The following is a 23,183-nucleotide window of genomic DNA, read 5'->3' on the forward strand; positions in this document are numbered from 1 at the left end:
GGGCCCTGGCCGAGGGGCAGATTGCCAGCAAACTCTCAGGATTGATAGGTGCATGCCATCAATCGTTACGACACCCACCCTCACCGGCACGCCGCGCGCACCCGTCAGCGCGTCCCGTCCGGGTCGAACACCGGCCGCGCCCACGCCGGGGGCAACGACGGTGCCTGGTGCGGCCGTTCGGGCCGGACGTCGGACGCGGCCCGCAGCGCCGCGACAAACTCCAGACAGCCGGCGTACCGGCTCTCCGGCCGTTTCGCCATCGCCCGCCGCAGGACAGCGCCCACCTCACCGGGAAGGTCCGCCCGCTGCTGCAGCGCGTCGGGTGGCCGGTCGTTGAGGTGCGCCCACAGCAGCGCCAGGTCGTCGTCACGGCGGAACGGCGGACTGCCCGTGAGCATTTCGTGCACCACGCAGCCCAGGCTGTACACGTCGCAGCGCCCGTCCACCGGCTTGCCGGAGATCTGCTCGGGGGCCACGTAGTCCAGCGTGCCGACGAACTGTCCGACGCTGGTCAGGCCGGTGAGCGACAGCGACTTCTTGGTCAGCCCGAAATCAGTGAGGTAGGCATGTTCCGGATGGTCGGGGTCGGTGCCCTCGGCGATCAGCACGCTACCGGGCTTGACGTCGCGGTGGACGAGGTCATGGGCGTGCACCGCGTCCAGGGCGCTGGCCACCCGCACGGCGATCCGTACGGTCTGGCGCACCGTCAACGGGCCCTGCCGGTCGAGCAGGCTGCGCAGGTCCCGGCCTCGGACGTACCGCATGGCGATGTACAGCACGCCATCGACCTCCCCGGCCTCGTACACCGGGACGATGTTCGGATGATCGGGGGACGCCGCCACCCTGGACTCCCGGACGAAGCGCTGCCGGAAGGTCTCGTTGCGGGCCAGTTCGGGTGCCAGCAGCTTCACCGCCAGGGTGCGGCCCAGCCGGCGGTCCTCGGCCCGGTAGACCACTGCCATCCCGCCCCGCCCGATCACGTGCTCCAGCCGGTATCCGGCGAGCGTCCGGCCGCCGAGTTCGTCCTGCCCGGCGGCGGCGAGCGGCTCTTCCCCTGTCATCGTCAACTTCCTCCGCGCTCGGCGCTGTCCCGCACTGCGGCGCCCCGTTCAGCCACGGCTGCCACCCCCACCGTCATCGCGCTCGCCCTGGCTGCCGGTGTCGCCACCTTCGCGAGCGCCGTCGGCCACCGCGTAGCCCTGTACCTGCGCGGCGGCGCAGTAGAGCCAGCGGTCCCGTTCGAGATCGAGCAGCCAGGCTGAGACTCCGTCGATCACGGCGCCCAGCCGCAGGTCGCGGGTGCCGTCGCGGAAGGTCTCCAGGTCGGTCCGGCCGGCCGCGTAGTCGTCGAGCAGCCGCCGGTAGTCGGCGAGGCTGCGCTCCAGAGCGGCGAGCAGCGGGCGCGGGTCGTCGCCGGCGGTGAGTGGGAGGCCGGGGGCCGTTGCGGGAGGGCCACCAGCAGTCGGCCGTCGACCCAAGCCGTCCAGCCGTTGGAGCAGACGCTCCGGGCCCAGTTCCCGCGGGCCTCGGCGAGGACGACGGGCAGCAGCGGGTCCAGTGGCACCCTGACGGCGGCCGGGCCGGGGCCGGTCCAGGTCGGCAGGCCGCCGCCGGGGGCGACGTGGGTGGGGCCGGAATCTGCCAGGGGTTCCCATCGGCTACCGCCGCATCACGGCCGGTTCGTACTGGCGCAGCAGCCGGCGACGATCAGGCTGTACAGCACGGCGAGGACGATCAGCATGCCCACGTCGAGCAACCAGATACCGGCCCGGTGGGCGAACAGGGGATCGTCGGTGAGGCTGCCGGGGACGATGGCGTGCAGGTCGATCGTGGCGGCCATCGCGCCGAGCGCCCAGCGGGAGGGGACCAGCCAGGAGATCTGGTTGAGCACCGGAATGTGGTCGAGCTGCAGCAATGCCCCGCGGGGCGAGGGCGAGGAAGGTCCGGTCGGCGGCGAGGGCACTGGCGTAGCGGCGGCAGAGCGTGCCGACCTGTCGGCGCCAGCGCTGCGGCCTCGGCCCGGCAGCGAGGCGGTCTGCGGTGGGAATGCCGGCGGCGGGCGTCCCTGCGCCCGGCTGTTGAAGTCACCCGGCGCCTGCCCGTCACCGGGCACCCCGGTCGATGTCGCCGGTGTCGACGAATTCCTGGAGTTCGTCGCCGACCAGGCAGAACATCGAGTGGCCGATGCCGACCAGGTCGCCGGGCCCGACGAGGGCCCGCGGCACGGGCCGGCCGTTGAGGTAGGTGCCGTTGTGGCTGGCCAGGTCGGCGATCTCGTAGCGGCCGTCGGGGCGGGCCCGCAGTTCGGCGTGGTGCCGGGAGACGGACAGGTCGCCGAGCACCAGGTCGTTGTCCGGGGCTCGCCCGATCCGGACCACTCTGGTCGGCAGCGGCCGGACCCTGGACGGCGGCCGGAGCGAGCCGGTGATGGCGGTCAGTGCGGACGGCCGGGCTTCGGGCGACGGTCCCCCGCCGGGCACCCGGTGGACGGCGGTCGGCCGCGGCAGAGCGTTGAAGGTGCAGTGCGGCCCGTCGGCGGGGCTGCCGAGGCAGAGCACGGTGCCGGGTTCGATCTCCTGGTGGACGATGCGCCGCCCGTCGGCCCAGGTGCCGTTGGTGGAGCCGATGTCGTCCACGATCCAGTGACCGTCGCCGACATGCAGTCGCGCGTGGTGCCAGGAGACCCGGGGGTCGGTGAGGACGATGTCGGCAGCGGGGTCACGGCCTGAGGAGTAGGTGCGGCTCGGGGTGATGACGGTCGAGTCGTCGCCAGTTTCGAGGACCAGTTTCGGCGCGGGGGCGCCGTCTCTCGCTCTCCCATGCGTCGATGCTGTTCCCGGCGCCGGGCACCCGCCCGGGGGGCGGTTTTCGGCCTTCCGAGTGACAGTGGAAGACGGTCGCCACGGGTTGGGTACCTGTGGGGTCGGGACCGAGCGGCCCATAGGGCGGCGGATGGGAGCGGGTTTGTGAACACCTGGGCAACCTGGACCACGCAGGGCATTCTGTCCGGCCACGGTGGCGTGAAGACCGTGGAGATTGGCGTCATCACCGGGGATCTGACGGTGCACACCATGTGGATCGAGGGCGAGGCGCGGCTGACCGTGCAGTACAGCGGGGCGCTCGACTGGTTCACCGTGGAGGGCAGCCCGGTCGCCGCGGCGGACGAGGCGGCGGCGCGCGAGGTGCACCAGCACATGGTGGAGGCGGTGAAGACGGGCGGCGGCGCGGCCGCCCCGCAGGCCTGACTCCCCCCGAACCCGGGCTGCGGCGGCACAGTCAGGTGCGCGACGGCCCGGGTTTCGGCCTGCCCGGGCACCGAAGCCCTGCACCCATGCACCTGCACCCAGGCAGGCCAAACCCCGCAGACCGCCCGCCATGGCCGAGTGCCGGCCCCTCGACACCCGGCGCCCCGCCGTTCGGTGACTACGGTGTGTCGCGCCGACGGGCGGATTCGACTGCTTCGGCGGCGGTCGAGCCGCGGTGGATCAGTTGCTGCCCGAGGGCTGCCAGTGCGCGTCCGACGGCGAGTTCGTCGCCGATCGCCGGGTCGGCGGGGTCCTGGGCGCTGCGATGGGCCTCGGCGTCGACCTCGATCAGGTTGACGCCGGTGTCAAGGACGGCGTGTGCCTGGGTGAGGTCGCCGACCTCGACCAGCCGCAGGCGCACGTTCCAATCGGAGGTATGCGGTTCGGGCACCGCGGCTCGCGCGTTCACCGCTGCTCCTCCTGCTGGGGCGGTTCGGCGATCCGCTCGCCCTCCGCCGGCGGCTCCCCCCAGGCGCTCATGTTCTGGTCGGAGGTGATGCCTTCCAGGGGGTCTGCGGCGCGGACATCGTCCTCGTCGCGCTGCGCCTTGTCGTTGAGCCTGTCATTCATCTCGGACATCCTCGGCTCCTCGCTGTCGGCCCCCACTGCTCCTTCCAGCCTGCTCCCGCCGAACGCTTCAGTCGAGTTCGGCCAGCAGCGGGGGGTTGACGGCGGCGAGGACGGTCCGCAGGTCGGCGTCGGCGACGGCGGGCCACAGGACGGCGCGGGCGTCCCGGTAGCGCGCGGCCAGCCGGGCGCGGTCCGCCTCGGGCAGCCGGGCGGACCGGTCGGCGCGGGAGTTGTGGGCGTTGTCGGCGATCTTGACGAGGGTCGCGGCCTGATCGGTGACGATGTCGAGCAGCATCGCCCGGTAGTCCGTCCCCGGCTCCCGGGTGACCCGGCGGACGGTGGCGACCACTCCGGCGGGGATCCCTGCGACAAGCAGATCGTCGGCGCGGGTCGGGGTGTCCTCCAGCACGTCGTGCAGCAGTGCGGCCATCTGCAGGCCGGTGCCGAACGCCGCGACGCCTGCTGCCACGGCCCGGACGTGTTCGATGTAGGGGACCCCGATCCGGTCGTACTGTCCGGCGTGGGCACGGGCGGCGAGGGCATCCACGTCGGCGAGGTTCGGCGAAGGCACGGCGGGATCCCCCTGGGATGAGTGACGATCAGGTATCGGAAAATATAGTCCGGTTGACGGAACGTCCGGTTGACGGAACGTCCGGTCGACGGAGAGGAAGTGATCGTCCGGTGCGGGTGACCCCGATCTCCCCGGAGCGCCTGGTCGCCCTGCTCGCGGAGCGGATCCACCGGCTGCCCGGCCCCGACGATCCGGACCGCCGTCTGCGGGTGGCGATCGACGGCGCGGCCGCCGCCCGCCCGGGCGAGTTGGCGGATGCGTTGGTGGAGCCGCTGCGGCTGCTCGGCCGGCCGGTACAGCGGGTATCGGCGGGCGACTTCCTGCGTCCCGCCTCGGTCCGCTTCGAGTACGGCAAGCAGGATCCGGACGCCTTCCACGACCTGTGGCTGGACGAGGGCGCGCTGCTGCGCGAGGTGCTCGACCCGCTGGAGCCGGGCGCGGACGGCCGGATGCTGCCCACCTTCTGGGATCCGGCCACCGACCGTTCCACCCGGGCCCGTTACCTGGAACTGCCACCACGCGGAGTGCTGCTACTGGACGGCCCGTTCCTGCTCGGCCGCTGGCTGCCGTTCGAACTCACCGTGCACCTCACCCAGTCCGCTGCCGCGCTCGCCCGCCGCACCCCCGCCGATCAGCACTGGACGCTGCCCGCCCACGAGCGCTACCGCACCGAGACCGACCCGGCCGAGCTCGCCGACCTCACCGTCCGGGTGGACGACCCGCGTCACCCGGCGCTGGTCGAGCCGGACTGACACCCCCGCGTCCCGACGCCGTCCAGCGTCGGCATGCCGCCGTCAGCCGATCGGCGCCGGGCCGCGCTGGCAGCGCGGGCACCAGTACGCGGTGCGGTCCTGCGCGTGGGTACCGGTGCGGATCGGCGTGCCGCAGCGCACGCAGTTGCGGCGGGCCCGGCCGTACACCCAGTTCTGGCAGCCGGGCCGGGTGTCGCCGGTGGTGATGTGGCCGTGCCGCAGCTTGTTGGCGTCCAGCAGTTGGTGCGCCCGGTGCAGCAGCCGGTCGAGGTCGGGCAGTTCGGCGACCGGCAGCCACGGGGTGACTCCGGCCAGGAAGCTCAGTTCGTTCGCGTAGACGTTGCCGATGCCGGCCAGGTTCCGCTGGTCGAGCAGGGCCGCGCCGACCGGGCGTTGCGGGGCGGCCAGCAGGCGGCGGCGGACTTCGGCGACGTCCCAGTCGGGGCCGAGCAGGTCGGGGCCGAGGTGGCCGACCACCCGGGCCTCCTCGGCGGTGCGCAGCAGTTGCACCACGGGCAGTCGGTAGCCGACGGCGGTGCCCTGCTCGGTGCCGAGGATCGCCCGGATCTGGAACGCCGGTCCGCTGCGCCAGCGCTCGCCGGGCCGGAACACCTGCCAGCGGCCGTCCATCCGCAGGTGGGTGTGGAGCGTCACGCCGCCCTCGAACCTGGTCAGCAGGTGTTTGCCGCGCGGCACCGTCTCCAGCACCCGGCGGCCGGTGAGGTCGGCGGTGGCGTGGGCGGGCACGCGCAGGTCCGCCACCGTCAACACCGCGCCGGCGAGCGCGTGGTTGAGCTGAGTGGCGACCAGGTAGATGCTGTCTCCTTCGGGCACGCCCCCATCATGCCGTCAGCCACGGACACCGCCCGGCCCACCCCCACCGTCTCTGCTGACAGGTAATCCCCTGGTCAGGTCACGAGTCGCTGTTCTAGGTTGGCGCGATGACGATCACTCACGAGGTGGCCGGCTCCGGCCCCGCGGTACTCCTGCTGCACTCCTCCGTCTGCGACCGGCGGATGTGGGACGGCCAGTGGGACGCGCTGCGCGAGGCCGGGTACCGAGTCGTGCGGTGCGACTTCCGCGGTTTCGGGGAGACCCCCTGCGCGGACGCGCCGTACAGCAACCTGACCGACCTGGAGGACCTGCTCGACGAACTCGGCATCGACCGGGTCTCGCTCATCGGCGCCTCCTTCGGCGGCAACATGGCCGCCCGGTTCGCGGCGCTGCGCCCGGAGCGGGTGCACTCGCTGACGCTGCTCTGCCCGGGCAGCGCCACCCACGAGCCGAGCGCCGAACTGGTGGAACTGGGCGAGCGCGAGGTGAAACTGGTCGAGTCCGGGCGGCTGGACGAGGCGGTCGAGCTGATGGTGGACACCTTCCTCGGGCCCGACGCGGACGAGGCCGCGAAGGCCAAGGTCCGGGTGATGCAGCGCAATGCGTACGAGGTGCAGCTGGCGCCCGAGGAGGAGTTCCACCCGACCGAGCCCGAGGTGGACCTGCGCAACGCCGTCGCCCCCGCGCTGGTGTTCGGCGGCCGGCACGACGTGGACGACTTCCGCCGGATCGCCGTCGACACGGCGGCCGTGCTGCCCGCCGGCGAGCACCGCGAACTCCCCTGGGCCGGCCACCTGCCCGCTCTGGAGCGCCCGGCCGAGGTGGCCGAGCTGCTGATCGCCCACCTCGCCAAGGTGTGGAAGGCCTGACGCCGAACGTCAACGGCGAACCCCTCACATCCCCTCCCCCGAGTGAACATCGGCATCCCGTTCGAACCCCAGGGCCCCACGCGCCGCCACCCGCGGGAGGTGATTGCACCTCACTTTTGCGCCTCAACAGGGCAATCGCCTCATCGCAGAACCGATTCGGCATTCGACGCCGACGCAGACCCTGCCAGACCGACATGGTCGAACAGGCCGTGCTCACGGTTCGAAAAAACAGGTGCACGCGTCCGATCGCCCTGCTTTGATTCCGCGTGATCAACCTCCACGAGAGGACGCACCACACCCTTGGACGGCACGATGCGCGACACCCAGCACGACACCGACCTCACCTCCACCCCGGGGGCGGAGGCAGGCGGGCCGTCGGCCGTCCTGGCCCGGCTCGAGGAGTTCTTCGACGCCGTTCCCCGGTTCTCCGCGACCGCCGAGGAACACGGCCCGTTCACCCTGTTCGTCCGCACAGGGCCGGGCTGGCACTACTACGCACGTCCGCGACTCGGCGGCGACGGACCGTTCACCGCCGCCGACGTGGAGCGGGTCCGGGCCCGCCAGCGTGAGCTGGGCGCACCGGAGAGCTTCGAATGGGTGCACGAGACCTCGCCGGGTCTGCGCGCCCCGATCGAGTCTTCGGGCCTGGAGGTGCACGAGCACCCGCTGCTGGTCCTGGAGCTCGACGGCCCGTCGGCTGCCGCCCCGGCTGCGGAGAACGACCCGGAGGTCCGGGTGCTGACGATCGACGACCCGCTGCTGCCGAACGCCGTCACCGTCCCGCACCTCGCCTTCGCCGACCCGGGCACCCAGGTCGGCGTGGCCGGCCCGGAGCAGCTCGCCGACGCCACCCGGACGGCGATCGCCGACGGCCAGGTGACGCGGATGATCGGCCGCATGGAGGCCGGCCGCACGGTCGTCGCCGCGATCGCCGGGCCCGACGGCCTGGCCGTCGCCTCCGGCTGTCACCAGCCGGTCGGCGACGTCAGCGAGATCGTCGCAGTGGCGACGCTCCCGTCGCTGCGGCGGCAGGGCCTGGCGCGCCGGGTCACCGCGCAGTTGGTCGAGCACGCCCGGGCCACCGGCATACGCACGGTCTTCCTGTCCGCCAGCGACGACGCCGTGGCGCGGATATACGAGAGCGTCGGCTTCCGCCGCATCGCCACCGCCCTGATCGCCGAGCCCGCCGCGGAGGCCGCCACGTCCTGACACCACACCGCCGCCGCACGGCCCGGGCCTCCCCTTGCGCCGGCCGGCCTGCCGCCGGGATCAGCCGTCGGGCTCCGGCAGCGTCTGGTCGTCGCTGAGCAGGTCGGCCAGCAGGTCGCCCTGCTCGGCAAACCGGTCGAGCACCTCCTCCGGGCTGAACATCAGCTCGGCCGGGTCGGTGCACTGCTCCACCTCGCTCCAGCTCACCGGGGCCGACACCCCCGGAACGCTGGTGGCGCGCAGAGTGTAGGCCGCGGCGGTGGTCTTCGCCGTCGCGTTCTGTGACCAGTCGACGAACACCTTTCCCCGGCGCAGCGCCTTGGTCATCCGGGACACGACCAGGGTGGGGTGCTCGCGGGCGAGGCGCTCGGCGAGGGCGTGCGCGTAGTCGCTGACCTGCCGGGCGGGGGCGGGGCGCAGCGCGGCGTACAGGTGCAGTCCCTTGCTGCCGGAGGTCTTGGGTCGGCAGACCAGGCCGTCGGCGGCGAGGGCTTCGCGGATCAGCAGGGCGACGCGGCAGCAGTGGGTGAGGTCGGCACCGGGTCCGGGGTCGAGGTCGACGACCAGGCGGTCGTGGGCGTCGGGTCCACTCTCGGCGGTCCACTGCGGCACGTGCAGTTCGAGGGCGTAGCCGTTGGCGACTGTCATCAGCGTCGGCAGGTCGTCCACGGCGACGCGCTGCTTGGGGCCTTCGTGGCTGGGCGCGGTCACGGTGTGCACCCAGGCGGGCAGGCCGGGTGGCGGGTTCTTGGCGAAGAATCCCTCCTCGCCGATGCCGGAGGGGAAGCGCAGGAAGCTGGCGGCGCGGCCGCGCAGGTGCGGAAGCATCGCGGGGGCGATCTGCGCGTAGTAGTAGAGGGCCTCGCCCTTGGTCCACCCCGTGGCGGGCCAGAGGACCTTGTCGAGGTGGGAGAGGACCAGGCGGCGGCCCTCGACTTCCGTGACCTGTCGCTCGGGCATACCGTGGGAAATCCCCGCGAAAGGGCCATGACATGCCACAGGTCACCTGGAAAGGCGTCATCACGTTCGGGCTGGTCAGCGTACCGGTCCAGCTGTATGCCGCCACGGAGGAGCACAGTGGGCCGGCCCTGCACCAGGTGCATGCGAAGGACGGCTCGCGCATCCGGATGAAGCGGTTCTGCGAGGCGGAGGACAAGGAGGTTCCGTACGGCGAGATCGCCAAGGGGCATGAGTCTGCGGACGGTCGGCAGGTGGTGCTCGACGATGAGGACCTGGCGGAACTGCCGCTGCCGAGCAAGAAGGTGGTGGACGTGCTGGCGTTCGTCCCCGCCGAGTCGATCGACCCGCTGATGTACTCCAAGGCCTACTACGTGGCCACCGCCGACAAGGCCCCGGCGAAGCCGTACGTGCTGCTGCGGGACGCGCTGCGCGCGTCGGGGCAGATCGCGGTGACCAAGGTGACCATGCGGACCAGGGAGTCGCTGGCGGTGCTGCGGGTGCACGAGGACACCCTGGTGCTGCAGACCTGCCTGTGGCCGGACGAGGTCCGCTCGGCCCAGGGGATGGCGCCGGACGAGAAGGTGACGATCCGTCCGCAGGAGCTGAAGATGGCGCGTTCGCTGATGGACACGCTGTCGGAGGACTTCGACCTGTCGGCGCTGCACGACGAATACCAGCTGGCGCTACAGGAGTTGATCGACGCCAAGCTGGCCGGGGTGGAGGCACCGCACCTGGAGGAGCAGGCCGGAGGCGGCGAGGCCGAGGTGATCGACCTGATGGCGGTGCTGCGCAACAGCGTGAAGGCCGCCAAGGGCGAACACGGCCGGGGAACGAAGGGCGGCCGACCGGCCGGGTCTGCGGCGGATGCCGAGGATGCGGAGGCGGCGCAGGACGCGGCCTCGGGCGGCGGTGCCGCGAAGCGGACCCGGAACGCGTCGGCGAGGCGGAACGGGGCGGCGTCGCAGAAGAGCACGAAGGCGCCGGCCAAGAAGGCTGCCGTGAAGAAGGCCGCACCCCGCAAGGCGTCCTGACGCTCCATCACTTCGGCGATTCACGCGTCCGGAGCGGGGCGTGCGGCCCCGGCTGGGGCGGAGCCGCACGGCGGTGTGCGAATGGGGGTCGGGTCAGGAGAAGACGACGGAGCGGAGCTTGAGGCGGTCGGAGGCGCGGCCGCCGGGGCGCAGCGAGTAGTACTCGCCGTCGCAGTCGGGGCCGGTGAACATGGTGGCAGTAGAGCCGGTGAGGTTCTGCGGGGCAAAAGCGGGTTCGGTGGTGTCAGGGTCGGCGACCTCGGGGAGGGTGTGGCAGACCCGGCTGTCGGGGTCGACGAGCCGGCCCTCGGCACGGTCGCCGAAGTTGTCGAAGTAGGTGTAGCGGAACTCGCCGACGGCCGCGGCGGCGGGACACGGCGTGGCGAACAGCAGGGCGAGCGAGGCGACGGCGGCGGCAGCCGTGGAACGCAGGTGCATGGGGGTGGTACGGCCTTTCCGATCGAACGCCGGGATCGGCGGGTCCGTCCCGGCGCGAACTACCGTATGGGCGCGGCCCGGTGGCGAATCGGTTCTGCGCGTGCACGTCGCGCGCCGTCGCAACGGCCGTGCGGACGCCGCCCGGAGGGGTGCGCCCGGTGCCGGTGGGGTGGGCGCGGCGCGCGGGTCATTTGGGTCGCGGAGGGACGAAACGCCGGTCGCAGCACGGCGGTTCGGCACCGCGTTCGCATGTTAGAACCGGCGTGCAGCGGGCAGATGTGTTGCTACCTGGGACGTAGGGACGCGCCGGCGGGGAAGGCCGGGCGCGCCTGCCTGGCGGCGCGGAGGTGGTTGATGGACGGACCGGCACTCTCCCCGCGTGAGCTCCTGATCCTTCATCAGATCGAGGCCGAGCTGGGAAGCGATCTGGAGCTGGAGCGCGAGCTGCGCACGATGCGACCAGCACGGATGGCGCGGCTTCGGCGGTCGCTGGTGGCCCGCCCACGATCGGTGGTCGTGGTGATCGCGTGCTGTCTGGCCGTGTCGTTCGGACTTTTGGGACTGGCGGTGGCGCTGCGGGCGCCGATGCTGCTGGTCGCCGTGGTGGCGGCCTGGGGCACGGCGCTGGCGGCCCTGATGGCGCTGGCGCACTTCTGTCGGCGCGCACGGAATCGATAGCGGGCGCACCCGCCCGCGCAGGGAGCGCGTTCGGCCGGCGCACCGCCAGAAGACGGCGGGCGCCGGCCGATCGACGTCGCCTGGCCGGAACTCCGGGAAACCGGGGCCGCAGCGTGAATCGGAGCAGCAGGGCCGCCGGATCAGACGCCGGGCAGGCCGGTCTCCACCCCGTCCAGGGCGTGCGAGCAGAGGCAGTCGCGGGTGGCGGGCAGCGATTCGAGGGCCTTGAACAGGACGGCGCGCAGGCGGTCGACGTTGCGGGCGAAGACCTTCAGCACCTCGGCGTGGGTGACGCCCTCGCCGGTCTCCACCCCGGCGTCCAGGTCCGTGACGAGTGTCAACGAGGTGTAGCAGAGGCCGAGTTCGCGGGCCAGCACGGCTTCGGGGTGGCCGGTCATGCCGACCACGGACCAGCCGTTGGCGGTGAACCAGCGGGATTCGGCGCGGGTGGAGAAGCGCGGGCCCTCGATCACCACCAGGGTGCCGCCGTCGACCGGTTCCCAGGCGAGTGACCGGGCGGCGGCCAGCGTGGCGTTCCGGCCGTCGGGGCAGTAGGGGTCGGCCATCGCGACGTGCACCACCTCCGGCATCGAACCGTCGGGAAGGCTGCGGCCGTCGTAGTAGGTCCCCGCCCGGCCGGAGGTCCGATCGACGAACTGGTCGGGCACCAGCAACGTTCCGGGGCCGTACTCGGGACGCAGGCCGCCGACGGCGCACGGGGCGAGGACCTGACGCACCCCGAGCGAGTGCAGCGCCCACAGGTTGGCGCGGTAGTTGATGCGGTGCGGCGGCAGGCGGTGGCCGCGGCCGTGGCGGGGCAGGAAGGCGACCCGCCGGCCGGCCGCCTCGCCGATGAACACGGCGTCGCTGGGCGGCCCGTAGGGCGTTTCGACGTGCACCTCGGTGACGTCTTCGAGCAGCGCGTAGAGTCCGGATCCGCCGATGACGCCGAGTTCGGCGGTCGGGGTGCCGTCGGTGCGGGGCGGTTGGACGTCGGCCATGGCTCTCCTCGGCTCTGCCGGTGGGACGCAGGCCCGCCACAGCCCGAGGGGCGCGGTGGGGCTGCGACTGGGGGCGCCGCACGGTGGGCGGCGCGGCCTGCCGTGGGCACGCTGACACCCTACGAGCAGTCAGGTCCGGCGTCCCGCATCGGAGCTGTGCGGTTCGGACTCACGCGCTCGAACACCGGGCGATCCGCACGCTCCCGGTCGGCGGTGGCGTCCGCGTACAGTGGCAGCCCAGGTGGGCACGGCGACGGGACGGTGTGATGAACGACGGGCGGCTGGCGGTGCACTCCGGCGAGGACGGGACCATGGCAGCGCACCGGGCACTGTCCTGGCGGGTGCGGCCTTCGGCGCCGGACGCGGCGGTGCTGGTGCTGCACGGCGGGCGGGAGTTCGGCCCGGAACCGGTGCCGGCGCTGAACCTGCCGGGCCTGCGGATGCGCCCGTTCGCGCGGGCCGTGGAACGCGCGGTGCGACGCTCGGCACAGCCCGGCTCGGACGGGGCTGCGGGCCGGTCGCTGGCGGTGGGCACCGTGCACTACCGCTGCCGGGGCTGGAACGGTGAGCGCGCGGACGCGGCCCGCGACGCGGAGGCGGCGCTGGCAGAGTTGGCGGAGACGCTCGGGCCGGTGCCGACGGTGCTGATCGGGCACTCGATGGGCGGCCGGGCGGCGCTGCGGGCAGCCGCGCACCCGTGCGTGCAGGGAGTGGTGGCGCTGGCGCCGTGGTGCCCGCAGGACGAGCCGACCGAGCACCTGCGGGGCACGTCGGTGCTGATGTTGCACGGCGACCGCGACCGGGTGACGCCGCCCGCCGACACCGATCTGTTCGCTCTCCGGGCCCGCGACCACGGGGCGCGGGTGGCCGGCTACCGGGTGTTCGGCAGCGGCCACACTCTGATGCGCCGGGCCGGCGACTGGCACCGCACCACCGCCGGACTGGCGCTGGCCCTGCTGGGACTGGCGACGCTGCCCGACGAGATCGGCACCGCGCTGGCCCTGGAGGGCGGCGGCCCGGAGGGTCTGGGCATTCCGCTGGCGGGGCGCCGCTGAGCGCGCGCCGCTGGGTCCGTCTCCGCTCAGTCGGTCGGGCGCGGGGAGTTCATCCCTGCAGGGATAATCTCCGCATAGATGATCTCCCTCGGCCGATCAAAACCGATCACCGCTCACGGAAAACATCCCCGCAGAGATAATCTCCGCGTAGATCATCTCGCCGGCCCGTCCCTGCCCCACCGCGCACACCCACCCAACGACCAACTAACGGGCGAGCACCCCAACGCCAGACCGGCCCGGGCGACCGCACAGCGACGGACAGTGAAGGCCGATTCCCCCGCTCGACGGGGACGGGCCGGGGGCGCACACTCCGGGGGAGGAGACGTCCGCCAATCGAATGAGGGAGGACCCGGCCATGGGGATCAGACTGACCACTGATCGGCTCGTCGTCCGCGACTGGACGCCCGACGACGCCGAGGACGCGCTGGCCGTGTACGGCTCCACGGACGTCGCCCGCTGGCTGACGCCGGCGATGTCGCAGGTCGCCGATGTCCATGCGATGCGTTCGGTGCTGCAGGCCTGGGCGCAGGAGCAGTCCGGACTGCTGTCTCCGCGCGGGCGGTGGGCGGTGGAGCGGCGGGAGGACAAGAAGGTGGTCGGCGGGCTGAGCATCCGTCCGCTGCCGCCGTACGACGAGGACCTGGAGATCACTTGGCAGCTCGCCCCGCACGCCTGGGGCCAGGGGTACGCGACGGAGGCGGGTCTGGCGCTGTTGAGGTGGGCGTTCACCCAGGACGTCGAGGAGGTGTTCGCGGTGGCCCGGCCGAAGAACGACCGGGCGCACGCGGTGGCGAAGCGGCTCGGGATGCGCTGGGTCGGCGAGACCACCAAGTACTACAACCTGAATCTCCAGGTCTACCGGATCCGCCCCTCCGACCTGGCCTGATCCTCCCCCCTCCCATTCCCCCTCCCCCTCCCCGGCCACTGCGCCGGCGGGAGGTCACACGTGGCAGAGACGCGCGGCGAGTTCGGCGGGCAGTGGGTAGCGGCGCTCGTCCGGAAGCAGCCGGCGGGCCTGTTCGGTGCGGCCGGCGCGGACCAGTTCGGCGGCGCGGCGGATCTGCGGAGTGAGGTCGGCGAGGGACACGATCCACTCCTCGGCGAACTCCCGGACGATCCCCCGCCCCAGGCCGACCTGGATGCTGTAGTGGTTGAGCGCCGCCCCGCGCAGCGACCGCTCCGGGTCCCACTGGACGTGCACCCGGGCCGCCGCCAGCCGCTGCTGGTCGCCGGTGGTCAACTCGGCTGCTGCCAGCGCGCGTTCCCAGCCCTGCCGGGTGATCCGGACGGCCAGGATGCGTTCCTGTCCGGACTTGGTGCCCCAGTTGCTGCGGTGCAGCAGCCAGGGCAGCGAGGGCTTGATCCAAGTCATCCGGCGGAACGAGAACGGCGCGACGAACCGTCCGGTCCGCAGCGCGGGTTCGGCGATCGCGGGCGCGTAGGCCTGGTAGACGACGATCGTGCTGTCGTCGAAGTCGGCGCGCACGGCGTGCAGTTCGGACGCCCGCCCTGACGTGGCGGACCGACTGGACGACCGATTGGGCGCGTGGCGGGGCGAGCTGTGCTGCTGAGCCATCCTCCGACCCTGCCACTCGCCCGATCCCGCCGGCCACGCATTTTCGGTGGCCAGCCGACCGCCCTTCGACAGCTGGGCGCGCGCTGCTGACGTGACGCCAACTCCCTACCGGCGCCTACGCATTCACAACGGCTTCGGCGGCCACGCGCGCGGGCCGGACCGGGTGCTTGCTCAGAATGGAGACGCGGTTGAAGGCGTTGATGGCGATGGCCACCCAGATCACGGCGGAGATCTGCTCGTCGCCGAGCACCGCCCGGGCCTGCGCGTACGCCACGTCCTGGGCGGTGGCGTCGGCGGGGTGGGTGGTGGCCTCGGCGAGCGCCAGTGCGGCCCGCTCTCGCTCGTCGAACAGGGCGGTGTCGCGCCAGGCGTTCAGCACGCCGAGCCGCTGCACGCTCTCGCCGGCCTGCAGGGCGGCCTTGGTGTGCACGTCCAGGCAGTAGGCGCAGCCGTTGATCTGCGAGACGCGCAGGTTGACCAGTTCGACGAGGCGGCGGTCGAGTCCGGCCTCGGCAGCGGCCTCGCGGACCGCCTCGGCGTTGGACCGCAGAGCACGGAAGGCCTGCGGGTGCTGCTTGTCGATGTAGACCCGCCGGCCGGTCGTGGTGGTCGCCACCTCGGTCACCTGGAGCTCCTCCGCCTGCGTACTGGTATTTGTCTGACGATACGCTCCATAATAGTTGAAGCTGGAACGATTTGTTGGAACGGGCCGACCGGGAACTCCGGTAACCGGACGGCACGGGAGGGAACACAACCATGAGCACCACCGAGAACGACCCCCGCGCGGCCACCGTCCGGGTCCTCCCGCCGCGGGACGTCCCGCTCGGCGGCCCGCGCGCGATGACCGTCCGCCGCACCCTCCCCCAGCGCGAGCGCACCCTGATCGGCGCCTGGTGCTTCATCGACCACTACGGCCCCGACGACGTCGCCATCACCGGCGGCATGGACGTCGCCCCGCACCCGCACATCGGCCTGCAGACCGTCAGCTGGCTGTTCAGCGGCGAGATCGAGCACCGCGACAGCCTCGGCGTGCACGCCTTCGTCCGGCCCGGCGAACTCAACCTCATGACAGCCGGCCACGGCATCGCCCACTCCGAGACCTCGACGGCCGCCACCAGCACCCTGCACGGCGTCCAGCTCTGGGTCGCGCTCCCCGACGAACACCGGCACACCGCACGGGACTTCCACCACCACGTCCCCGGCCCGGTCACGCTCGACGGCGCCGAGGTCCGCGTCTTCCTCGGCACGCTGGCCGGCGAAACCTCCCCCGTGCCCACCTTCAGCCCGCTGCTCGGCGCCGAACTCGTCCTCGACCCTGGCGCCACCCTCACCCTCGACGTCGACCCCGCCTTCGAACACGGCCTCCTCGTCGACCAGGGCGACATCACCTTCGCCGGCACCCCCCTGCACCGCGCCGACCTCGGCTACCTCCCGCCCGGCCCCAGCACCCTCACCATCATCAACCCCTCCCCCACCCCCGCCCGCCTGATCCTGCTCGGCGGCACCCCCTTCGACGAGCAGATCGTCATGTGGTGGAACTTCATCGGACGATCCAGTGAGGAGATCACACAAGCACGAAACGACTGGGAGAAGGGGGTCCGGTTCGGCGAAGTCCAGGGCTACCCGGGCGACCGGCTGCCCGCTCCGGAGCTCCCGAACGTCGCCCTCAAGGCGCGGGGAAATCGCGCCTGACCTGTGCATATGCCGCACTCGGCGGTCGCGGCGATCAGCCCCATGCGGGGTGGCCCGCGACCGCCTTCGGCTCTGGGCGAGACGCCGGCGAGCGTCGCTGGCAGAGCTCCCGACAGCAGTCCCGGAGACCTTGCCGATTCCCACCTGCGGGCGGGTTTTGCACGCTGTGGGTGGATGAATGCTGACCTTTTGCTGACTTTTCTGACGGGTCGTCAGCAGATGGGAGGAACCGTTCGCGCACGTGTCGGACATGCGGCCGACGGCCTCGCAGCTGCACCACCCCGCGATCCGGCCCGTTTGCTGGCCTCGTACCTTCCGCCCACATCGCACCTCGGTCGGCACTCCCCAGCCGTAGCGGCCAGCACGTTGCGCGCGAAGTCTTTGCCGCCGTCGGTCATCGCGGTGGGCCAGCGTGCCTCGTGGACCAGGAGTGCCTGGACGGTTTCAGGGGTGAGGGCAGTGTGGGCGGTGCCGGTGGCGTTGGCGGTGGTGAGCGGTCGCCGCCGGCGGCGAGGGGCCGGTACCCATCGAACATGGCGAGGTCGGTGCGGGCGCCGACGGTCAGGACGTTCCGGATCGCCTCCCGGCCCCCGTCCTGCCCGGGGCGACTCTCGCCCCGTGTAGGAATCCCCCGGCTTAGCAGGCCGGTTGAGGAGCCGTCGTGCCGGCCAGGTCGACCGCGACGTCCGGGTGCCACGGGAGCAGCGCAAGGTCCTGGTCCTGCAGGGCGAGGACCAGGGCCGAATCGGGCAGCGCCCGGCGCAGGTCGCGCAGCAGTGCCTCGGCGGTCGGCCGGTCGAGTCCTGCGGTGGGTTCGTCGAGCAGCAGGATGCGCGGCCGGCGCAGGATCGCGCGGGCGACGGCGAGGCGGCGGCGCTGTCCTTGGGAGAGCGCGCGGCCGGCGGGGCCGACCGGGGTGTCCAGGGGCAGGGCGCCGAGGCCGACTGTCGCCAGCGCGGCACGCAGATGCTCCGGGTCCGCGAGTGGTGCGGCCAGGCGCAAGTTGGTCGCGACGGTCGTGTCGGCGAGCCAGTCGTCGGCCTCGACCAGGGTGAGCACGTCGGCGACGGCTTCGGCGGGCAGGTCGGCGACAGGAGCGCCGTCCAGCCGTACCCGGCCGGAGGTGGTCGGCAGCCGTCCGGCCAGTTGCCCGAGAAGCGTGGACTTCCCGCTGCCGTTCGGGCCGGTGACGACGATCAGCCGGGGAGCGCGGACGGTGAACGACAGTGGCCGCCCACCGTTGGCAGCGGGCAGGTCCATCACGGTGAGCACCGGGCCGCGCCGCGTCGGCGCGGGCGGCTGCCGGTCGGCGGTGGTCGCACCGAGCGGGCCGAGACGCGCTGCCGCGTCCTGGGCGGCGGCCAGCTCCTGCAGCAGCTGCGGAAGGCGCTCCAGTAGGTCCCACACCGCCGCGAGCAGCAGCACCTCGCCGACGGCGTCGGCCACCGGCTGCGACCAGGCGCCTGCCTGCAGCGCGAGAACCAGGGCGAGGCCCTGGCCGAGGGCGGCGAGCAGCCTCAGGCCGAGGCGGCCCTTGCGCTGCTCGGCTGCCGCGGCGGCGGCAGCCGCCTCCTCGCGCTCCAGCGCCGTCGCGACGAGGCCTCGGGCTTGCGGGATCACGTCCAGGCAGCGCAGTTCGTTGAAGGCGGTCCGGGCGGCGATCAGGTCCGTCCCGGCGCCGGCCCGGGCGGCAGCCGCGCTTGCGAGGTGCCGCCGGGCCCGGCGGCCGGTGCGGATCGCCCACCAGATGCCGCCCGCGAACACGGTGAGCTCGGCCGCACCGAGCGTCGGGCTCGCCCGCAGCAGCAGCGCCTCCACCAGCACCGCGGTGACCGCGCAGCCGGCGAGTGGCGCGACGACCTGGGCGGGCAGGCCGGCCACCGTCTCGACATCGGCGGTCAGGCGGGCGAGCAGGGTTCCGTCGCGCTGGGCTCGGAGCTCGCGCGCGCTCAGTTCGCCGGCACCCCGGACCAGGCGGCCGCGCAGGGTCACGGTCGTGGCGAGGACGACCCGGTGGCTGACCAGCCGTTCGAGGTAGCGCAGCGACGTGCGCAGCAGGGCGAGGGCGCGGACCGTCCCTGACGGGTACATCCACGACCAGGTCGTGTTGGCCAGCAGGGTCACCAGCGCGCAGGTCGTCAGGAACCAGCCGGACAGGCCCAGCAGCGCCGCTGCGCTCAGTTCCGCCGCCGCGGCCAATGCGATGGCGACGGCCAGGTCGCGGCGGGGCATGGAGTGGCGCAGCAGTTTCCAGGCGTTCATCGCGTCCTTCCCCGGTCCAGGTGGATCGTCCGGTCGGCGAGCGGGAGCAGTGCGGGGCTGTGGGTGGCGAGCAGCACGCTCCGGCCGCGCGTCAGCGTGCGCAGGGCCGCCACCACGCGGGCCTCCGCCACCGGGTCGAGGTGGGCGGTGGGCTCGTCCAGGCAGAGCAGCGGGGCGTCCCGCAGCAGTGCCCGGACGAGGGAGAGTTGCTGGGACTGGCCGGAGGAGAGCCCGCTGCCCCGCTCGCCGAGCGGGGTGTCCAGACCGCCCGGCAGGTCGGCGAGCAGGTCGCTGAAGCCGAGCGTGCGGAAGGCGGCGGAGAGTGCTTCGTCGGTGGCATCGGGTCGGGCGAGGAGCAGGTTCTCGCGGACGGTGCCGGGCAGCAGGTGCGCGGGTTGGCCGACCCAGGCGACCGAGGCGGGTGACGGCGGCTGGAAGGTGCCGCCCCACTCGTGGGCGACGGTTCCGGAGGTGGGTTGAGCCAGTCCCGCGGCGACGGCGAGCAGGGTCGACTTGCCCGCGCCGCTGGGCCCGGTGACGGCGACGAGGGCACCGGGGGCCAGCTGGAGGCTCACGTCGTCCAGTGCCGGCTCCGTACGATCGGGATGACGGACCGTCACATGGTCCAGGTGCACGCCGACCCCGCCGCCGGTGTGCCGGGTCGGCGCGGGCGGGTCCGGATCGTCGCCGTCATTGCCGGTGCCGGCGACGATCCCTTCGATCAGCTCCGCTGCGGCGCGGGCCTCGGCTCGGGCGTGGTAGCCCCGGGCCAGGTCGCGGGCGGGGGCGAAGTAGGCGGGGGTGAGCACCAGCACGAAGAGCGCGGTGGCCAGGCTCATCCGGCCTGGCACCAGCGGCAGTTGGAGGTAGTCGAGGAGCGCCAGTCCGCAGTAGGTCGCCACCACGGCGAGCGTGCCGGTGATCAGCAGCTCGATCCAGGCGGTGGAGAGGAAGGCGACCCGTAGCACCGCCTGGGTGCGACGGGCCAGTTCCTCGTCGTCCTCGCGCAGCGCGACGGCGGCGGTCTCCCAGGCGCCCAGTCCGATCAGGGTGGGCAGGCCGCGCAGGTGGTCGAGCAGGCGCGCGCCGTGCCGGCGCACCGCCGTGAGCTGCGCGTGCACGGCGGCCTGTGTACCGAGGCCGATGACCTTGAGGTTGGTCGGCAGCAACGGGGTGGCGATGACCAGGATCAGTGCTACGAACCAGCTGCGAACCGCGATGGCGGCCAAGGTCAGACCGCTGCCCAGCAGCATCGTGGTGCGAGCGGGGACGTACTCGGTGAGCCACTCGGTCAGCCGGGCGACCTCGCCGGTCAGGGACTCGGCGAGGGCGGCGTCACCGTTGCCGGGCCGGGCGGGGCCGCGCGCCGGCAGAGCTGCGGCGAGCAGGCGCTCGCGCAGTGCCGCGCGCACCCGGCGGGCGCCGCGCGCGGCCGCCGCGTCGGCGGTGGCCAGCAGCGCGGCCCGGACCGCCACACCGGCCAGCACGAGCCCGGCGCCGGGCAGGACCCGTACTGGGAGCCGTCCGCCGTGCTGGCCGGTGAGCCCGCGCTGCGCCGCCCAGGCCAGACCGGCCGCCCAGAGCACGGTGCCCAGCGGAGCCAGACCGCGCAGCAGGCCCGCCCGCCGCAACTCCGCGCGGCCGGGCTCGGCCCACGCGTGCAACCGGGCCGACACCTCGTCGTCCTGGTCCCGGACGCGCGCGTCGCCGAGTTCGGTCAGCAGGGCGGTCGAGGTGCTCACGTCCCCGTCCGAACGGGGTCCTGGTCGTCCGGGTCGAGATCGAAGACCCCGTCCCGCTGGTCCCTCCGGTCGCTGATGATCCAGGCGGCCAGGGCCGCCGCCGAGAGGAGCGTGACGCCCAGCGGATCGATCCAGGTCGCAACGCCACCGAAGACGTCCTGGGACACGGCCGCCAACCCGACGCCCAGCACGGTGAGCAGTGCGCGCCGGACCACGACCACGAAGCCGCCCGGCTCGGGCCGGGCTTGGCGGGGTGCCCCCGTGCGCACCCGCAGCGGGTCGAGCGGCGCCTCCGGGGTCTGCGTGAACTTGCCCCGGAAGGCCCACCAGGCGTACGCGTTGTAGGCGAACACCACCGGCATGCACAATCCCACGCCGACGACGAGGAAGGTCTGCGAGCCGGGCGGGCTGGACGCCTGATGGAGCGTCAGTCTGGGCGGGACGACCACCGGCGCGGTCGCGGCCACCAGGGCGAGCAGGCCGCAGACCTGGGCGGTGACCACACCCGCGAACGGCCGCCAGTCGGGCCGCCGTCCGAAGCCGTACCAGGCCACCGCGCCCGCGGCCGCCGCCCCGGCGACGGCAGTCCAGAACAGTGCCGCGCGCACCGGCTCGTCGAACCCGAACTCCTGCGGGTCGGCGGCCTGCAGGCCGCACCCGAGGATCAGCGCGGCCACGGCGGTGGCCGCCAGCAGCGGGCGCCCGGCTCGACCGGCGCGTTCGCGGGCGGCACCTTCGGTCTTGTCCTGCAGCCAGGCGGCCCCGGCCAGCAGGTAGAGCGCCACCAGGCCGAGTGCGCACAGCAGGCTGTAGGGGGTGAGCCAGTCGAAGGCGCCGCCGCTGAACGACCCGTCACGCTGCTCCAGTCCGGAGAGCACGCCGCCGAGCACCAGGCCCTGGCAGAGGGTCGCAGCGAGCGAGGAGGCGCCGAACAGCAGGGCCCAGCCGCGCCGGTAGCCGGCGGCGGCGCTCTGGAACTCCAGTCCCATGCCGCGCAGGATGATCGCGAGGAGCATGCCGATCAGCGGCAGGTAGACCCCGGGGAGCACGGTCGCGTAGACGCCGGGCAGCCCGGCCCACAGGGCCACACCGGCCAGCACGAGCCAGCTCTCGTTCGCGTCCCAGGCGGTGGCGATCAACTCGCCGTACTCGCGCCGGCTCTCCCCCTTGGCGAACAGGCTGAGCATGCCGACGCCCAGGTCGTAGCCGTCCAGGACGACGTACATGCCGAGCGAGAGCAGGACGAGGGCGTAGGTGGCGTACTCAAGCAACGGAAGCCTCCGTTCCGGGGGCGGCCATCGCGGCTTCACCCGTGGGCAGGTCGGGTCCGGCCTTGACGGTACGGACGATGTAGCGGACCCAGATGGCCAGCAGGGCCGCGTAGAGGAGCACGAAGGCGGTCAGGGTGGTCGCGGCCTGCGCCGTACTCAAGTGCGACAGCGCGTCCTGTGTGCGCAGCTTGCCGTAGACCACCCAGGGCTGGCGCCCTGCCTCGGCGGTGATCCACCCGCCGGTGATCGCGATGACACCGGCCGGTGTCATCCAGACCATCCAGCGCAGGAAGCGACGGGAGTCGAACAGTCGCCTCCGCAGGCGCAGCACCAGCCCCGCGAGAGCGGTGGCGAACATGGCCAGGGCGGTGAAGTACATGGCCCGGAACCCGTAGAAGGTGCTCCACATGTTGGGCCGCTGGTCGGGCGGGGTCTCCAGCAGGCCGGGCACCGCGGCCTCGCCGGTGAGATCGTGGCCGATCACCGCGCCCAGGTGCGGGACCGTGATGCGCAGATCGTTCGTGCCCCGGTCGGTGTCGGGGATGACGACCACGTTGTACCCGTTGTTGTCGGTGCGCCAGTTGCCTTCGAACGCCTGGAGTTTCGCGGGCTGGTGCTGCGCCATGAAGATGGCGGTGGCGTCGCCGATGTACAGCTGGACCGGCATCAGGACGGCGAGCACGCCGAGGGCGACGGACAGGCAGCGGCGGGCGAACGGCAGCGCGGCCCTGCGCTGCTTGACCAGGTACCAGGCGGAGATGCCTCCGACGAACCAGCTCGCACTGATCAGCACGGCCAGCAGCATGTGCGGGAAGCGGTAGGTGAAGGCCGGGTTGAGCAGGACCTTGCCCCAGTCGCTCGGGTGGAACTGGCCGGCCGTCTCGGTGTAGCCGGCCGGGGCCTGCATCCAGCTGTTGGCGGACAGGATCCAGGTGGTGGACAGCAGGGTGCCGAAGGCCACCATCCAGGAGGCGAAGGCCATGGTCCGCGGCTTGACCCGGCCCTCGCCGTAGAGCATCACGCCGATGAAGCCGGCCTCCAGGAAGAAGGCCGTGATGACCTCCATGCCGATGGTCACCCCGATGACGGGTCCGACGGCGTGGGCGAAGACGCCCCAGTTGAGGCCGAACTCGAAGGTCATCACGGTGCCCGCGACGACGCCGAGGCCGAAGCCGACCGCGAAGATCTTCTTCCAGAAGCGGAAGATCTGCTGATAGAGCGGGTTTCCCGTGCGTACGTAAGCGGTCTGCACGACGGCGAGCAGCACGGAGAGGCCGACCGTGAGGGCCGGGAAGGACATGTGGAAGATCGCCGTGATGGCGAACTGCCATCGGGACAGTTCCAAGGCGGCCGTTGAGGGCATGAGG

The 23,183-nt window shown here is 72.7% G+C and carries 24 protein-coding genes and 2 pseudogenes; 9 read left to right on the plus strand and 17 right to left on the minus strand.

The window, feature by feature from the left end; all coding sequences use genetic code 11:
- Positions 1–104: 104 nt before the first annotated feature.
- The 4 genes and pseudogenes from ACFYS8_RS32590 to ACFYS8_RS32605 all read right to left on the minus strand — a co-directional run.
- Positions 105–1,061 carry a serine/threonine-protein kinase gene (locus ACFYS8_RS32590; protein ID WP_387648076.1) on the minus strand — a complete coding sequence of 319 codons (957 nt, stop codon included), beginning with the start codon at positions 1,059–1,061 and terminating at the stop codon, positions 105–107.
- 48 nt (positions 1,062–1,109) lie between these two features.
- Entirely contained in the window at positions 1,110–1,478 is a 369-nt protein-coding gene (locus ACFYS8_RS32595; protein ID WP_387648078.1) for a hypothetical protein, read from the minus strand.
- 180 nt (positions 1,479–1,658) lie between these two features.
- A pseudogene (locus tag ACFYS8_RS32600) lies at positions 1,659–1,921 on the minus strand (ABC transporter ATP-binding protein); the annotation flags it as partial.
- A gap of 199 nt (positions 1,922–2,120) precedes the next feature.
- Positions 2,121–2,821 (minus strand): annotated as a pseudogene (locus tag ACFYS8_RS32605) (FHA domain-containing protein); the annotation flags it as partial.
- A gap of 145 nt (positions 2,822–2,966) precedes the next feature.
- Between ACFYS8_RS32605 and ACFYS8_RS32610 the strand changes: the two are divergent.
- Positions 2,967–3,245 carry a hypothetical protein gene (locus ACFYS8_RS32610; protein WP_387648081.1) on the plus strand — a complete coding sequence of 93 codons (279 nt, stop codon included), beginning with the start codon at positions 2,967–2,969 and terminating at the stop codon, positions 3,243–3,245.
- Between the two features lie 178 nt (positions 3,246–3,423).
- On the opposite strand, the gene ACFYS8_RS32615 is transcribed toward ACFYS8_RS32610, so the two are convergent.
- From ACFYS8_RS32615 to ACFYS8_RS32625, 3 genes are read right to left on the minus strand one after another with little or no spacing between them, the layout of a single operon-like run.
- Entirely contained in the window at positions 3,424–3,714 is a 291-nt protein-coding gene (locus ACFYS8_RS32615) for a dsRBD fold-containing protein (RefSeq protein WP_387648084.1), read from the minus strand.
- Complete coding sequence (locus tag ACFYS8_RS32620; protein ID WP_387648087.1) at positions 3,711–3,884, minus strand: hypothetical protein; 174 nt, start codon at positions 3,882–3,884, stop codon at positions 3,711–3,713. Before ACFYS8_RS32620 ends, ACFYS8_RS32615 begins: the two co-directional genes overlap by 4 nt.
- Before the next feature lie 58 nt (positions 3,885–3,942).
- Positions 3,943–4,446, minus strand: a complete 504-nt coding sequence (locus tag ACFYS8_RS32625) for a phosphohydrolase (RefSeq protein ID WP_387648090.1) — start codon at positions 4,444–4,446, stop codon at positions 3,943–3,945.
- A 110-nt stretch (positions 4,447–4,556) separates the two neighbouring features.
- On the opposite strand from ACFYS8_RS32625, the gene ACFYS8_RS32630 reads away from it, so the two are divergent.
- Positions 4,557–5,198, plus strand: coding sequence for a uridine kinase (locus ACFYS8_RS32630; protein WP_387648093.1), 642 nt, complete (start codon positions 4,557–4,559; stop codon positions 5,196–5,198).
- 42 nt (positions 5,199–5,240) lie between these two features.
- Here the strand turns inward: ACFYS8_RS32630 and ACFYS8_RS32635 are convergent, their stop codons facing one another.
- Positions 5,241–6,032 (minus strand): DNA-formamidopyrimidine glycosylase family protein, encoded by a 792-nt coding sequence (locus ACFYS8_RS32635; protein ID WP_387648096.1) that lies wholly within the window; start codon positions 6,030–6,032, stop codon positions 5,241–5,243.
- A gap of 107 nt (positions 6,033–6,139) precedes the next feature.
- Between ACFYS8_RS32635 and ACFYS8_RS32640 the strand changes: the two genes are divergently transcribed.
- Both ACFYS8_RS32640 and ACFYS8_RS32645 read left to right on the plus strand, forming a co-directional pair.
- Positions 6,140–6,901: an alpha/beta fold hydrolase gene (locus ACFYS8_RS32640; RefSeq protein WP_387648099.1), complete on the plus strand. Its 762-nt coding sequence runs from the start codon at positions 6,140–6,142 to the stop codon at positions 6,899–6,901.
- 312 nt (positions 6,902–7,213) lie between these two features.
- Positions 7,214–8,110: a GNAT family N-acetyltransferase gene (locus ACFYS8_RS32645; protein ID WP_387648102.1), complete on the plus strand. Its 897-nt coding sequence runs from the start codon at positions 7,214–7,216 to the stop codon at positions 8,108–8,110.
- 60 nt (positions 8,111–8,170) lie between these two features.
- Here the strand turns inward: ACFYS8_RS32645 and ligD are convergent, their stop codons facing one another.
- Entirely contained in the window at positions 8,171–9,070 is a 900-nt protein-coding gene (gene ligD, locus ACFYS8_RS32650; RefSeq protein WP_387648105.1) for a non-homologous end-joining DNA ligase, read from the minus strand.
- Positions 9,071–9,102: 32 nt separating this feature from the next.
- Between ligD and ACFYS8_RS32655 the strand changes: the two genes are divergently transcribed.
- A complete protein-coding gene (locus tag ACFYS8_RS32655; protein WP_387648108.1) occupies positions 9,103–10,101 on the plus strand; it encodes a Ku protein in 999 nt (332 codons plus the stop codon).
- Between the two features lie 93 nt (positions 10,102–10,194).
- On the opposite strand, the gene ACFYS8_RS32660 is transcribed toward ACFYS8_RS32655, so the two are convergent.
- Positions 10,195–10,539, minus strand: a complete 345-nt coding sequence (locus tag ACFYS8_RS32660) for a hypothetical protein (RefSeq protein ID WP_387648111.1) — start codon at positions 10,537–10,539, stop codon at positions 10,195–10,197.
- A 354-nt stretch (positions 10,540–10,893) separates the two neighbouring features.
- Here ACFYS8_RS32660 and ACFYS8_RS32665 point away from each other — a divergent pair, with 354 nt between their 5' ends.
- A complete protein-coding gene (locus ACFYS8_RS32665; protein WP_387648113.1) occupies positions 10,894–11,217 on the plus strand; it encodes a hypothetical protein in 324 nt (107 codons plus the stop codon).
- Between the two features lie 140 nt (positions 11,218–11,357).
- On the opposite strand, the gene ACFYS8_RS32670 is transcribed toward ACFYS8_RS32665, so the two are convergent.
- Positions 11,358–12,218 carry an S-methyl-5'-thioadenosine phosphorylase gene (locus tag ACFYS8_RS32670; RefSeq protein WP_387648116.1) on the minus strand — a complete coding sequence of 287 codons (861 nt, stop codon included), beginning with the start codon at positions 12,216–12,218 and terminating at the stop codon, positions 11,358–11,360.
- Between the two features lie 266 nt (positions 12,219–12,484).
- On the opposite strand from ACFYS8_RS32670, the gene ACFYS8_RS32675 reads away from it, so the two are divergent.
- Both ACFYS8_RS32675 and ACFYS8_RS32680 read left to right on the plus strand, forming a co-directional pair.
- Positions 12,485–13,273, plus strand: a complete 789-nt coding sequence (locus ACFYS8_RS32675) for an alpha/beta fold hydrolase (protein WP_387648118.1) — start codon at positions 12,485–12,487, stop codon at positions 13,271–13,273.
- 355 nt (positions 13,274–13,628) lie between these two features.
- On the plus strand, positions 13,629–14,159 hold the full coding sequence (locus ACFYS8_RS32680; protein WP_387648121.1) for a GNAT family N-acetyltransferase: 531 nt from the start codon (positions 13,629–13,631) through the stop codon (positions 14,157–14,159).
- A gap of 54 nt (positions 14,160–14,213) precedes the next feature.
- On the opposite strand, the gene ACFYS8_RS32685 is transcribed toward ACFYS8_RS32680, so the two are convergent.
- Both ACFYS8_RS32685 and ACFYS8_RS32690 read right to left on the minus strand, forming a co-directional pair.
- Complete coding sequence (locus ACFYS8_RS32685; RefSeq protein WP_387648124.1) at positions 14,214–14,849, minus strand: DUF4291 domain-containing protein; 636 nt, start codon at positions 14,847–14,849, stop codon at positions 14,214–14,216.
- A 115-nt stretch (positions 14,850–14,964) separates the two neighbouring features.
- Complete coding sequence (locus tag ACFYS8_RS32690; RefSeq protein WP_387648126.1) at positions 14,965–15,474, minus strand: carboxymuconolactone decarboxylase family protein; 510 nt, start codon at positions 15,472–15,474, stop codon at positions 14,965–14,967.
- Between the two features lie 131 nt (positions 15,475–15,605).
- Here ACFYS8_RS32690 and ACFYS8_RS32695 point away from each other — a divergent pair, with 131 nt between their 5' ends.
- Entirely contained in the window at positions 15,606–16,541 is a 936-nt protein-coding gene (locus ACFYS8_RS32695) for a pirin family protein (RefSeq protein ID WP_387648129.1), read from the plus strand.
- A 636-nt stretch (positions 16,542–17,177) separates the two neighbouring features.
- Here the strand turns inward: ACFYS8_RS32695 and ACFYS8_RS32700 are convergent.
- The 4 genes from ACFYS8_RS32700 to ACFYS8_RS32715 are packed head-to-tail and all read right to left on the minus strand — an operon-like array spanning position 17,178 to position 23,161.
- Positions 17,178–18,803, minus strand: coding sequence for an ATP-binding cassette domain-containing protein (locus ACFYS8_RS32700; RefSeq protein WP_387648132.1), 1,626 nt, complete (start codon positions 18,801–18,803; stop codon positions 17,178–17,180).
- The gene (locus tag ACFYS8_RS32705) at positions 18,800–20,545 is read right to left on the minus strand and encodes an ABC transporter ATP-binding protein/permease (protein WP_387648135.1); all 1,746 of its coding nucleotides are present in this window, start codon (positions 20,543–20,545) and stop codon (positions 18,800–18,802) included. Before ACFYS8_RS32705 ends, ACFYS8_RS32700 begins: the two co-directional genes overlap by 4 nt.
- A complete protein-coding gene (locus ACFYS8_RS32710; RefSeq protein ID WP_387648138.1) occupies positions 20,542–21,816 on the minus strand; it encodes a cytochrome d ubiquinol oxidase subunit II in 1,275 nt (424 codons plus the stop codon). The genes ACFYS8_RS32705 and ACFYS8_RS32710 overlap by 4 nt, the downstream gene beginning before the upstream one ends.
- Entirely contained in the window at positions 21,809–23,161 is a 1,353-nt protein-coding gene (locus ACFYS8_RS32715; protein WP_387648141.1) for a cytochrome ubiquinol oxidase subunit I, read from the minus strand. Before ACFYS8_RS32715 ends, ACFYS8_RS32710 begins: the two co-directional genes overlap by 8 nt.
- Positions 23,162–23,183 lie beyond the last annotated feature (22 nt).

It is taken from the genome of Kitasatospora sp. NPDC004615 (assembly GCF_042873545.1).
Classification (GTDB): Bacteria; Actinomycetota; Actinomycetes; order Streptomycetales; family Streptomycetaceae; genus Kitasatospora.